The sequence below is a fragment of the Pectobacterium aroidearum genome (assembly GCF_041228105.1).
Taxonomy (GTDB): domain Bacteria; phylum Pseudomonadota; class Gammaproteobacteria; order Enterobacterales; family Enterobacteriaceae; genus Pectobacterium; species Pectobacterium aroidearum.
The window spans coordinates 1,210,923-1,222,991 of the sequence record NZ_CP166097.1 but is presented as its reverse complement, the minus strand read 5'-3'; the positions used below and the strand labels follow the sequence as shown (position 1 = coordinate 1,222,991).

The 12,069-nt window shown below is 48.2% G+C and carries 11 protein-coding genes and 4 tRNA genes; 3 read left to right on the top strand and 12 right to left on the bottom strand.

Translation table 11 applies throughout. The features are described from left to right. Positions 1–29 precede the first annotated feature (29 nt). The 12 genes from AB8809_RS05500 to AB8809_RS05445 all read right to left on the bottom strand — a co-directional run bounded on the left by AB8809_RS05500 (position 30) and on the right by AB8809_RS05445 (position 8,360). Entirely contained in the window at positions 30–458 is a 429-nt protein-coding gene (locus AB8809_RS05500; RefSeq protein WP_180779585.1) for a YqaA family protein, read from the bottom strand. After that, the gene (yqaB, locus tag AB8809_RS05495; protein WP_181848421.1) at positions 455–1,021 is read right to left on the bottom strand and encodes a fructose-1-phosphate/6-phosphogluconate phosphatase; all 567 of its coding nucleotides are present in this window, start codon (positions 1,019–1,021) and stop codon (positions 455–457) included. The genes AB8809_RS05500 and yqaB overlap by 4 nt, the downstream gene beginning before the upstream one ends. A gap of 539 nt (positions 1,022–1,560) precedes the next feature. Next, positions 1,561–1,637: transfer RNA gene (locus tag AB8809_RS05490), tRNA-Arg, on the bottom strand. Between the two features lie 45 nt (positions 1,638–1,682). Beyond that, positions 1,683–1,759 (bottom strand) — tRNA-Arg (locus AB8809_RS05485). 72 nt (positions 1,760–1,831) lie between these two features. Continuing rightward, positions 1,832–1,908 (bottom strand) — tRNA-Arg (locus AB8809_RS05480). Between the two features lie 8 nt (positions 1,909–1,916). After that, positions 1,917–2,009 (bottom strand) — tRNA-Ser (locus AB8809_RS05475). 294 nt (positions 2,010–2,303) lie between these two features. Next, entirely contained in the window at positions 2,304–2,489 is a 186-nt protein-coding gene (gene csrA, locus AB8809_RS05470) for a carbon storage regulator CsrA (RefSeq protein WP_005972168.1), read from the bottom strand. A 326-nt stretch (positions 2,490–2,815) separates the two neighbouring features. Further along, the gene (alaS, locus tag AB8809_RS05465) at positions 2,816–5,443 is read right to left on the bottom strand and encodes an alanine--tRNA ligase (protein ID WP_349856807.1); all 2,628 of its coding nucleotides are present in this window, start codon (positions 5,441–5,443) and stop codon (positions 2,816–2,818) included. Between the two features lie 138 nt (positions 5,444–5,581). Then, positions 5,582–6,076: a recombination regulator RecX gene (recX, locus tag AB8809_RS05460; RefSeq protein WP_349856808.1), complete on the bottom strand. Its 495-nt coding sequence runs from the start codon at positions 6,074–6,076 to the stop codon at positions 5,582–5,584. A 45-nt stretch (positions 6,077–6,121) separates the two neighbouring features. Further along, positions 6,122–7,195 carry a recombinase RecA gene (gene recA, locus AB8809_RS05455; RefSeq protein WP_015841372.1) on the bottom strand — a complete coding sequence of 358 codons (1,074 nt, stop codon included), beginning with the start codon at positions 7,193–7,195 and terminating at the stop codon, positions 6,122–6,124. Between the two features lie 107 nt (positions 7,196–7,302). Further along, positions 7,303–7,797 (bottom strand): nicotinamide-nucleotide amidase, encoded by a 495-nt coding sequence (gene pncC / locus AB8809_RS05450; protein ID WP_015841373.1) that lies wholly within the window; start codon positions 7,795–7,797, stop codon positions 7,303–7,305. A 227-nt stretch (positions 7,798–8,024) separates the two neighbouring features. Beyond that, complete coding sequence (locus AB8809_RS05445; protein WP_015841374.1) at positions 8,025–8,360, bottom strand: hypothetical protein; 336 nt, start codon at positions 8,358–8,360, stop codon at positions 8,025–8,027. A gap of 489 nt (positions 8,361–8,849) precedes the next feature. On the opposite strand from AB8809_RS05445, the gene AB8809_RS05440 reads away from it, so the two are divergent. From AB8809_RS05440 to AB8809_RS05430, 3 genes are all read left to right on the top strand, one after another. After that, positions 8,850–9,338 carry an SRPBCC family protein gene (locus tag AB8809_RS05440; protein ID WP_015841375.1) on the top strand — a complete coding sequence of 163 codons (489 nt, stop codon included), beginning with the start codon at positions 8,850–8,852 and terminating at the stop codon, positions 9,336–9,338. Between the two features lie 83 nt (positions 9,339–9,421). After that, on the top strand, positions 9,422–10,096 hold the full coding sequence (locus AB8809_RS05435; RefSeq protein ID WP_180779580.1) for a MarC family NAAT transporter: 675 nt from the start codon (positions 9,422–9,424) through the stop codon (positions 10,094–10,096). Between the two features lie 179 nt (positions 10,097–10,275). Further along, positions 10,276–11,874 (top strand): sensor domain-containing diguanylate cyclase, encoded by a 1,599-nt coding sequence (locus AB8809_RS05430; RefSeq protein ID WP_349856809.1) that lies wholly within the window; start codon positions 10,276–10,278, stop codon positions 11,872–11,874. Positions 11,875–12,069 lie beyond the last annotated feature (195 nt).

Here is a 12,069-nt window from a genome sequence, read left to right as displayed (position 1 = left end):
AGCTCTCACCAGTTCGCATTGCAATCTGGTTAAGACCACCACGCCATCCCCTGTAACGTTATACCTGCCAATACGATATACCGCAGCGCTTTTCCAATACCGATGAAAACCGCCGATTGCACCCAGGGCATGCGTAGCCAACCCGCTAACACGCACAATAAATCGCCTACTATCGGTACCCAGCTAAACAACAGCGCAGCGCAACCATAGCGCTGTAACCAACGCATGGCCACCGTATACCCAGCTTGTTGTTTTGGCTGAGGGAGTAAGCGCCCTATAAAAATATTTGTTAACCCGCCCAGCGTATTTCCTACCGTCGCTACAGCGATCAACAGGTAGGGTTTGGCACTGTCAGCAAGCAATAACGTTACTAGCAGTACTTCCGAACTGCCGGGCAGCAATGTTGCACTGAGCAGGCTACTCCAGAAAAGAGAAAAAACGGCCCAGAACTCACTCACAATGTACGGACGTCAACCACGGCCATGTTAGCTCGCTTGGCGGCTTCAATACCGTAGTCTGCATCTTCAAACACGATACAGTGTTCTGGTGCAACAGAAATCAACGCTGCGCAGCGCAGAAAGGTATCAGGGAAAGGCTTATGCTGAATAACATCATCCGCCCCGACAATTGCATCAAAATAATCATGCAAACCCAAATGCGTTAGTAATCTATCAGCCATGCCATGCGTGCTACCCGTACCAACCGCCATAGGGCGGCGCCCGCGATAATGCTTAACCACATCAATCAGCGGCAGTGGTTTTACTGTATCCAGCAGCATTTCCTCAACAACGGCCGTTTTTTCCGCCGCCAGTTGGTGAGGATCAATATCAGCCTGATGACTGTCGATAATACGCTGTGCAATATGCCAGGTGGGCGAGCCGTTCAATGCTGTCATGGCACGGGCATCATATCTCATACCATACCGTGCAAGAACCTGATCCCACGCTTTATGGTGCGTCGGCTCAGTATCGAGCAGGGTGCCATCCATATCAAAGATCAGCCCTTGATAGCGATCGTACATCATGACTCCATGATCACTGAAAAGAGAGCTTACTTTATCGTAAAGTGAAAACGTTGTCGCTTACTCAATAACCTTATAAAAAACAGGTTATTACTACCATAGTGGTAAGAAAATCGTTATTTGTTCACCGATTCAATATCGGTATACAGACAGGATAAGAGCAAGAATTAAGGTACGAACATGATGGGAGAAATATCGTTCTGAATAGGCAAGAGAGCACAATGCTGCTATCGCGCTAAAAGTAGGTAGCAAACATATTGGTAAAACAGAAGTGGTGTATCTGAGATACAGTGTTTGATTTGTACCGTCCTGATAAGGCGTCGACTACGCAATATTATCCTTGCACTTATTAAGTCGCGCTAACGTAGGAAGTAAGATAACGATTTTATTTACATCAGAATATGGTGCATCCGAGAGGATTACTCGGCTTCGCCTTGCCCTTCGGACCGTTGCTAAAGCAACGTTTTACTCCCTTGGTCTTGTAATCAAAAATGATCGATTATAAGAGCAAGATAACAACCTTAATCCATATCGAAATATGGTGCATCCGGGAGGATTCGAACCTCCGACCGCTCGGTTCGTAGCCGAGTACTCTATCCAGCTGAGCTACGGATGCAGAGTGTGGTGCAGAAATAAGGGAATTGAACGAGATACTTAAGAATGGTGCATCCGGGAGGATTCGAACCTCCGACCGCTCGGTTCGTAGCCGAGTACTCTATCCAGCTGAGCTACGGATGCATTAATGATTCTTTATCTACGACAAAACTTACTTTTACTAATACTACTTGCCTTGCAAAGGCAAGTGCTTAATGGTGCATCCGGGAGGATTCGAACCTCCGACCGCTCGGTTCGTAGCCGAGTACTCTATCCAGCTGAGCTACGGATGCATATTAAATGGCGGTGAGGGAGGGATTCGAACCCTCGATGCAGCTTTTGACCGCATACTCCCTTAGCAGGGGAGCGCCTTCAGCCTCTCGGCCACCTCACCTTACATTACCTGATTCGCTACTAAGAACTTCTTGTTAGTGCTCACCGGTACTGCGTGGCGCACATATTACTTTCCCAGACTTATAAGTCAAACAATTTTTCCCACCTTGTGTTTGTTTGAACAATTCGCATCCAAGATGCGTATTTTCACAACAAAAAGTCTGTTTTATCGACAGAAAAACAGGCGGTTACCTTGCTAAAAGGCGCACACAGTAAAAATGGATATATCGATAAATGTGCGGGGGAAAAGCGGGAAATAACAATTGCGTCCCGCGAACACGAGACGCATTGTCAATCAATATGACGTTGGTTGAGATTTTTCGGCCTGAATACGCTGATAGATCTCTTCACGGTGGACAGAAACCTCTTTAGGTGCATTAACACCAATACGCACCTGGTTGCCTTTCACTCCTAATACGGTAACCGTTACCTCATCGCCGATCATGAGGGTTTCGCCAACTCGACGAGTCAAAATAAGCATTCTTTGCTCCTTGAAAGATTATAAAGAGTCGGGTCTCTCTGTCTCCCCGCCATTATCCATCATGTGCCGTGAAAACGTAAACCTAGACGATGGTATAAGCACCACCATCACACTCCGGTTTGTCACTACTTGTTAGTTTAGTCGATATCAGTAGCTTGTGCTTTTGTTATCACAACAACAGGACTGAGCATGTAGTACTTCAGAATATCTGAAAGTAGTACACGTTCTATCCCATTTATCGGATCCTTTTCCGCAGACAAAAACGCCACAACCAGAAAGTTATGGCGTTTTGTTGGATAACGCGAATAAAAACGTTATCTATCGTTTTATAGCTTAGCAGCAACCCAGGATTCAACGCTTGCCAGCGCAGCAGGTAGTGCAGACACATCTGAACCACCAGCCTGAGCCATATCTGGGCGACCACCGCCTTTACCGCCAACCTGCTGGGCAACAAACCCAATCAGTTCACCAGCTTTGACACGGTCAGTCAGATCTTTCGTTACACCAGAAATCAAGCTAACCCGACCTTCTGCCACCGTTCCAAGAACAATAACAGCAGACCCTAACTGATTCTTCAGGTCATCCACCATCGTGCGCAGTAGCTTAGGATCCACGTTGTCCAGTTGCGTAACCAGCAACTTCACGCCGCTAACCTCTTTTGCTTTGCCAGACAGTGACGAGCTTTCCTGCGCCGCTTGCTGAGCCTTCAACTGCTGAAGCTCTTTCTCCAACGCGCGAGCACGATCTAAAACAGAGCGTACCTTATCTGTCAGGTTGTGACTATCCCCTTTCAGCAGTTGCGCGATATCTTGCAGAACGTCACTCTGACGGTGCAGCGCAGAAAGCGCATTTTCACCCGTAGTCGCTTCAATACGGCGCACCCCGGCTGCGGTACCTGATTCTGAAATGATTTGGAACAGGCCGATATCACCAGTACGACTTGCGTGTGTGCCACCGCACAGTTCAATGGAGAAGTCCCCCATCGTCAGAACACGAACATGGTCGTCATACTTCTCGCCGAACAGCGCCATCGCGCCTTTCGCTCTCGCATCATCCAGCGCCATGACATCCGTTTGCACAGTAAGGTTACGGCGAATTTGCGCATTGACGATATCTTCAACCTGACGAATCTGCTCAGGTTTCATCGCTTCCGTATGTGAGAAGTCAAAACGTAGATAGCTATCGTTAACCAGAGAACCTTTCTGGGCAACATGATCGCCCAGAACCTGGCGCAGCGCGGCATGCAGCAGGTGCGTTGCAGAGTGATTCAGACGAATGCGATCGCGGCGTTGGCTATCAACGTTTGCATCAACACTGTCGTTAACACGCAGTGTACCCTGCGTCAGTTTACCGACGTGGCCGATTGCCTGACCGTATTTCTGCGTATCCTGAACGGTAAAGCTGACGCCCGCGTTTTTCAGTTCACCCTGGTCGCCAACCTGACCACCGGATTCGCCATAGAATGGCGTTTCGTTCAGGATCACTACCGCTTCATCACCTGCCGCAATCTGATCAACCGCGTTTCCGTTGTGATAAAGCGCAATCACCTTCGCTTGCTGCTGCGTTTTTTCATAGCCGCAGAATGGGGTGTTTTCATCCACACGGATAAGGCTGTTGTAATCCACACCAAATCCGCTGGCTTCACGCGCGCGCTGACGCTGAGCCGTCATTGCCGCTTCAAAACCTTCCTCATCGACTTTCAGGCCACGCTCGCGGCACACATCCGCAGTGAGATCGACAGGGAAACCATAGGTATCATACAGGCGGAAGGCCGTTTCGCCATCCAGCGTATCCCCTTTCAGGTTTTTAATTTCCTCGTCCAGCAGAGACAGGCCGCGTTCCAGCGTACGGGCAAACTGCTCTTCTTCCATCTTCAGCGCTTGCTCAACGACAGACTGCTGCTTTTTCAACTCCGCCGCCGCCGGCCCCATGACTTCAATCAGCGGCGCAACCAGTTTATAGAAGAAGGCATCCGTAGCACCTAGCATGTTACCGTGACGGGCAGCGCGGCGAATGATACGGCGCAGAACATAACCACGGTTTTCATTCGATGGCGTCACGCCGTCCGCAATCAGGAATGCACAAGAGCGGATATGGTCGGCGATAACACGCAGCGATTTATTGGTTAAATCTGTCGTGCCGACAGCTTTAGCAACGGCCTCAATCAGCGTTTTAAACAAATCAATGTCATAGTTTGAATTGACGTGTTGTAACACGGCAGAAATACGTTCTAACCCCATTCCGGTATCGACGGAAGGTTTCGGCAGCGGCAGCATCGTGCCATCAACCTGACGGTTGAACTGCATGAACACCAGGTTCCAAATTTCGATATAGCGGTCGCCGTCTTCATCAGGGCTTCCCGGCGGGCCACCGGCGATGTGTTCACCGTGATCGAAGAAAATCTCGGTACATGGACCACACGGCCCTGTTTCACCCATCTGCCAGAAGTTATCAGAGGCGTAAGGTCCGCCTTTGTTATCACCAATACGAATAATTCTTTCGCGCGGTACGCCAACTTCATCAGCCCAAATATCGTAGGCTTCGTCATCCGTTGCGTATACCGTTACCCACAGTTTCTCTTTTGGCAGGTTGAACCACTGGGGAGACGTCAGTAATTCCCACGCATAGCGAATCGCATCATGCTTGAAGTAATCACCGAAGCTGAAGTTACCCAGCATTTCAAAGAAGGTGTGGTGGCGTGCGGTATAACCTACGTTTTCCAGATCATTATGTTTACCACCGGCACGCACACAGCGCTGCGAGGTCGTCGCTCGGACATAGTTACGTTTATCCAGACCGAGGAACACATCTTTGAACTGGTTCATACCCGCATTGGTGAATAACAATGTAGGATCGTTGTTCGGCACCAGAGAGCTGCTATCAACAACCTGGTGTCCCTTACTGTGGAAAAAATCGAGAAACGCTTGACGGATCTCAGCGGTGCTCTTGCTCATAATTGTCCTGGAATCAAGCTAGAAGAACAGGTCGCGGGCAAGGTTAGTCCAGCATGCTGACGCTACCGAGCAACTCACGAACAAAAAAGTGGGAATAAGATAAATTTTCTTCGATGGGAAGTAAAATCCCGTATGCGTTCAATCTGAAAAATTCGTATAAATTGACTGGATTTCTTCATGAAAGAAGCCACGATAGAGCAGGTATCGCTGATGTTTGACTTTGTCTTTCCATTCATCGGACAGAGGATGCCCGAATTTTCGTTCCACAACTGATTTCGCCAGCGCGCACCAATCGATCTCACTCTCGTTTAATGCCGTGGCTAATATCGTCTTATCGATTCCTTTCTGGCTCAGCTCCATTTTAATTCGCTGGACGCCATAGCCTTTGCGACTTCGGCTGTTGATATAGCGGCGAGCATAGCGCGCATCATCCAGCCAACCGTGTTCCTTGCAGTAAGCAATGGCAGCTTCCACATCTTCTGCTGCAGCTCGAGCAGTAGCTTCGCCCGCTTCATCTTCTGCTTCTGCGCTGTCTGATTTATATAAATACGCCGCACATTTGCGGCGTATTTCGGCTTCACTATAATCCCGAACAGAAAGCACATTCATCGCATAGCGTAAGGGTTTATTCATCCATCTATCCGATGATGTGCTTTGTCACGGGGAATTCAGCCACCATTAAAACTCTTCGTTGCCTTCGTCGGCGAATGCATCTTCGTCATGGCTATTACCTGCTGTGGCAGGTGTCAGCTCATTGCCTTTATGCAGCAACATTTCACGCAATTTCTTATCCAGTTCCGCAGCAACCGCCGGGTTCTCTTTCAGGAAATTACAAGCATTTGCTTTGCCCTGACCAATCTTGTCGCCGTTGTAGCTATACCAGGCACCCGCTTTTTCGATCAGTTTGTGTTTCACACCCAGATCAACCAGCTCACCGTGGATGTTGATACCTTCGCCGTACAGAATCTGGAACTCAGCCTGTTTGAACGGTGCTGCCACTTTATTCTTCACGACTTTAACGCGAGTTTCGCTGCCGACGACTTCTTCGCCTTCCTTAATCGCGCCAGTACGGCGAATATCCAGACGAACGGAAGCATAAAACTTCAGCGCGTTACCACCGGTGGTGGTTTCAGGGTTACCGAACATCACACCGATTTTCATACGAATCTGGTTGATGAAGATCAGCAGCGTATTGGCTTGTTTCAGGTTACCTGCCAGTTTACGCATAGCCTGACTCATCATACGTGCAGCCAGCCCCATGTGGGAGTCGCCGATTTCACCTTCAATTTCGGCTTTCGGCGTCAAAGCTGCAACGGAGTCGACGATGATAACGTCAACCGCGCCGGAGCGCGTTAGCGCATCACAGATTTCCAGCGCTTGCTCGCCGGTATCCGGCTGAGAACACAGCAGATTATCGATATCGACGCCAAGTTTTTTCGCATAAATCGGATCCAACGCATGTTCAGCATCGATGAACGCACAGGTTTTGCCTTCACGCTGAGCGGCAGCAATAACCTGTAAGGTTAGCGTTGTTTTACCGGAAGATTCCGGGCCATAAATCTCAACGATACGGCCCATCGGTAAACCACCGGCACCCAGAGCAATATCGAGGGACAAGGAGCCTGTAGAAATGGTTTCAACATCCATTGAGCGATCCTCGCCCAACCGCATGATAGAACCTTTACCAAATTGCTTTTCGATTTGGCCCAGTGCTGCCGCAAGTGCCTTTTGTTTGTTCTCATCAATAGCCATTTCTGCTCCTGTCATGCGGCGTAAAGCTGCTGTCTCTACGCGGCTGCTTAATCATGAATTGCCGAATAATTACTGACATTATACTGTATGCGCATACAGCATCAAGGTTATTTTTTCAGAAACGCGTCGAGCAGCGTTTGCAGCGCAAAGTGAACCGATTGCAGACGAACTGCGTTTCTGTCCCCACTGAATCGGATTGTCCGCGCAAATGCCCCGCCCTGTTTATCTGTGAAGCCAAACCATACCGTGCCGACAGGCTTCTCTTCACTCCCCCCATCGGGCCCGGCGATGCCGCTTACCGATATGGCAAAATCTGCATCGGCGGCCTGCAAAGCCCCTGCGGCCATCTCATTGACGACAGCTTCACTCACCGCACCGTGCCGTTCCAATGTCTCCGCGCTCACATTCACCAGACGCTGCTTGGCTAGATTGCTGTATGTCACAAAGCCATAGTCAAACCAGCCGGAACTACCTGCAACATCAGTAATAGACTTAGCCAGCCAACCTCCAGTACAGGATTCCGCGCACGTCAGCGTAGCACCACGCGCCTTCAGTTTTTCACCGACCAAAACACTTAACCGCAGAATGTCAGCTTCCGTCATTGCCGCCTCATCTTAATCAAGGATTGTGGGGTCAGGGTAACACTTTTCCTTGCAAAAGACGCCCCGCTACGCGGTATGCGAAGCGCATAGCAAAGAAGATGAAAAGAGATGAAAAGCGAGGGAAACCGAATAAAACGCCGTCGGTGTAATCAGGTAAAAATAGCGCGACGTGGCTATATAGTCAGTAGGGTACAAACTCAGAGAGGAATAATGAATAACAGCGTAATTTACATACAGCCTGCGCAACTGGTGCATCGCCAGTCCTGCTTATTTATCGCCTGAAAGAAATATCTAAAATAACACTCTTCGATAGGGACATTATTTTCTTCGAAGCTATCGGCCAGCCAGTCGATATTTTCCAGAATCCAATCATCCTCATCTAATCCGTCCCGATAGGTTTCATCATCAGGATCGATGATAGAGTAAATCCCCATCGTTCCCATATGATTTTCTTTATATTTTTCCGGTAGCGCGAATTCTCTTTCTTTATAAGATATTAACCAGTGACCGTGGCAAAGCAGATTGCCATTACGGCTCCACCGGGCAGCAAATGGATTACTCATATTTATTCTCACCAGCATAAAAGCTGGCAATAAACGTAGCACGACATGTTTATAAAGTAAATCGACTCACAGGCCATGTGTTATTTACAGGACAGAGCCTACGGAAAAACATCTATTACATCTTAATAGGTATATATTCATTAACAATAAATTGACGAATATCAATTAATATAAAAATAAAATACCTAAACAGAGAAATACAAATAAAAAAAGCCCACTAAAAATAGTGGGCGGGGTACAGCGATTATCATTATGGAAAAACCCTGGTGTTTTGCGGCACTTCATTCGGCTACTGTCTGATGCTTACAGTACCGAACGAACATTAACCCAACATTAGACGCGCAAAAATCCTGACTATTGCTGTGATAGCCTGCACCAGCACTCTTCAATATCACCCGCCGCCTCCCGCTTTGCTTCGCTGGCAGATATCAGTCAGAATGGTGTGCATATGCCCATAAAGGGGTAACCATCGATTAGGGAGAATGACGGGTGTTTCCCTCTTTCTTAAGAAAAACCGCAGCGAAAAACGGCAGCTATGCCAATGAAATCAGCAGTAGCATTACGATCAATCGCCCGGCAGAACGCTTGTTTGATCTTTGGCGTAAACCGGAAACGTTGCCGATCCTGATGGGGCATTTCGCCAGTATTGAGATACTGAACTATACCGACTCCAACTGGCGCATTAACACGCCGATTGGCGCGCTCATTGAATGGCAGGCGCGTATTATTGATGAAAAACCGGGGGAATATATCCACTGGCGTTCGCTGGAAGGAGCGCGGGTTCCCAATGAAGGTAGGCTTTCTTTTCAACCTGCCACATCAGAAGTGGGTACAGTCGTGACGCTGACGATTCGCTACAATCCACCGGGAGGCTTGATTGGGAAAAAAATCGGCCAAATGTTTGATATGTTTTCCCGCGATATGCTGACGAAAACGCTCTATCGTTTCAAAAAATTAGCGGAGGATGAGCTGGCGTAAGCCGCACCAGACGCTATAGCGACAGGTCATCATTGACCGTTTTCCTGAACTGACGACAGCGCCCCAATAAAGAGGAACGTAGAATGCTGGAATTGATTCAAACCATTGGTCTTGGTCTGGTGTTAATCCTGCCACTTGCGAACCCACTGACAACGGTAGCGGTATTCCTGGCGATGTCCGGCAATATGAGCCAGGGGGAACGGAATCGTCAGATATTTCAGGCCTCGCTCTACGTCTTCATCATTATGACTGTCGCGTACTATGCGGGTCAGATTGTGATGAATACCTTCGGCATTTCCATTCCCGGATTGCGCATTGCCGGCGGACTTATCGTAGTATTTATCGGTTTTCGCATGCTCTTCCCCCAGCAAAACCCAGAACACGCCCCTGAAGTCAAAAGTAAAAAAGAGGAAATCAACGGCAGTTTCTCCGCCAATGAAGTCAATATCGCCTTCGTTCCACTGGCGATGCCCAGCACTGCGGGGCCCGGAACCATTGCCCTCATCATCAGTACCGCATCACAGATCAAGAGCGGTGTAGATATCACGCCATGGGTGATTACCGTTGCCCCCGTACTGACTTTTATGTTGATCAGCCTGATCGTCTGGCTAAGTCTGAAAAGCTCAGGCCTGATTATGCGTTTGATCGGTAAAAGCGGCATTGAAGCGATTTCACGACTGATGGGATTTCTGCTGGTTTGCATGGGCGTGCAATTCATCATTAATGGCACGCTGGAGATTGTGCATTCTCTCCATTAAGTCGAAGATGATGGAAAGATATCAATACGTTGCCAGATAGCCTAATTAGCGTCTATAACTTTGAATGGCGGGTTTATTCATTGGTCGCAAGCGAATGCCCCGCCAGTTTTCCATTGATGATGACATAACAAAAAGAAAGCGTGATTTTGCTTACCTAGCGGAAAATAGGTGCGGCCACCATGAAAATAAAAAGACGACACCCAGTCAACTTGCGTTCACTCATTCTCTCCCTCGCCATTATCAGCATGCTCATTACGCTGACCAATGCCTATATCGCTGTTTATAATGTACAAAAGAAGCTCATCACCGATCAGATACTAAGTTCAAACCTTAACTACTCTTCCAAACTCGCGGCGACTACGGAAAGTTTTCTTTCTTCAGCACAGCAGGAGCTGGCTTACAGCGCAACCTCAATAGCGGATAGTTTTAGTGACGATGCAGCACTACTGGAGAAAAGTGAACAGACATACCACATGAGCCAAAGTTTTAATTCTATTTTCGTTGCGGATACCCAGAATCAGATACACGCGGTTTACCCAACATCGCTGAATCTGAAAGGAAGCACACTAACCTCAGAGGCCAGCAAACTAGCACTAGTGGAACAAAAGCCGTTAATCAGCCAGCCTTATATTTCAGTGACGGGCAATCTGATCGTGCTGGTGTCCTCCCCTATCAAAGACAAACAGGGAAATTACCTCGGTTACATCGGCGGAACGATTTATTTAAAAAATAAAAGCGTCTTGAATGAATTCATGAACACCCATTTCTATAACGATTACTCCAGTGTTTACGTGATCGATAAAAGTGGGATTGTTCTCTACCATCAGGATAAACAGTGGGTCGGCAAGCCCGTCAGCAACCAGAAAATCAAAGACGCCTTTCGAGACAAGAAGAGTGGCACCGCCGCAATGCCCGATATGCAAGGCACTCCCTCTCTTGCGGGTTTTGATACGGTCAATTCATCCGGCTGGATCATCATTACTTTGCACCCTTCTCAAACCGTTATCGATTTGCTTAGCAGCGTAATGCGTTCCGTTTTATATGAAGGCGCGCCAGTGATGGCATTAACGCTCATTGCACTCACCCTGCTCGCCTTCTCTATCGCCAACCCTCTGCGCCTGTTGGCCGTTTCTGCCAGTAAAATGGAGGAGCCCGGCGTGATTGAAAAAATCAAGAAAGTCCCTTCCTGGTATTTTGAGGTTGAACAGCTCAAACGCGTCATTCTTTTCGGTACCCTGCTGCTGCACAAACGCATTGGCAAACTGAGTTTGCAGGCCCACACCGATCCACTCACAGGACTACTCAATCGTCGTGGCATCTATGAAAGCATTGAACTCATTCTGCCAAAGAGCAATCAGGTTGCCGCCATCGTGATTGATATCGACCACTTCAAACGCGTGAATGATACCTACGGACACAACATCGGCGATGACGTCATCAAGTTGCTGGCTAAAAACATAAAACAGGGTTCACGTGAATCCGATCTGATTTGCCGTACTGGCGGAGAGGAATTCCTCGCACTCCTGCCCGATACCGATATGAAGCAAGCCGTTGATATTGCGGAACGGCTGCGTAAAAAAGTGGAAAAAATGCCGCTGCCGATTCCAGAAAATATCACGATCTCATTAGGCGTCACCTGCTTTATTCCGGGAGCAGAGCAGATCGATAACGTGTTGAAAATCGCAGATGACGCCCTTTATCAGGCCAAACATGAAGGCAGAAACCGAGTCGTCACCAAAGTCATTCCCGACAGTTCAATCAACAGCCACACAGAATAGACACGCCCATCATGAGGTGAGAAAACTGGCAAAAAAAACCCGCACGAGGCGGGTAAGGTCATTCTAATGACAGGGATGGTTAACTAACACAACACTCACAGAGATGTGAGGTACTGACAAGGGATGAAAGGACTATAGCAAGCCAAATGTATAGTATTGTCATCAGCAGGTAAGGTTAATCTGCCGGTTGTAAAA

Bases quoted from the DNA above. Each gene is read 5' to 3' on its own strand.
- yqaB (WP_181848421.1), bottom strand. From the start codon at position 1,021: ATGTACGATCGCTATCAAGGGCTGATCTTTGATATGGATGGCACCCTG.
- csrA (WP_005972168.1), bottom strand. From the start codon at position 2,489: ATGCTTATTTTGACTCGTCGAGTTGGCGAAACCCTCATGATCGGCGAT.
- alaS (WP_349856807.1), bottom strand. From the start codon at position 5,443: ATGAGCAAGAGCACCGCTGAGATCCGTCAAGCGTTTCTCGATTTTTTC.
- recX (WP_349856808.1), bottom strand. From the start codon at position 6,076: ATGAATAAACCCTTACGCTATGCGATGAATGTGCTTTCTGTTCGGGAT.
- recA (WP_015841372.1), bottom strand. From the start codon at position 7,195: ATGGCTATTGATGAGAACAAACAAAAGGCACTTGCGGCAGCACTGGGC.
- pncC (WP_015841373.1), bottom strand. From the start codon at position 7,797: ATGACGGAAGCTGACATTCTGCGGTTAAGTGTTTTGGTCGGTGAAAAA.
- AB8809_RS05445 (WP_015841374.1), bottom strand. From the start codon at position 8,360: ATGAGTAATCCATTTGCTGCCCGGTGGAGCCGTAATGGCAATCTGCTT.
- AB8809_RS05435 (WP_180779580.1), top strand. From the start codon at position 9,422: ATGCTGGAATTGATTCAAACCATTGGTCTTGGTCTGGTGTTAATCCTG.
- AB8809_RS05430 (WP_349856809.1), top strand. From the start codon at position 10,276: ATGAAAATAAAAAGACGACACCCAGTCAACTTGCGTTCACTCATTCTC.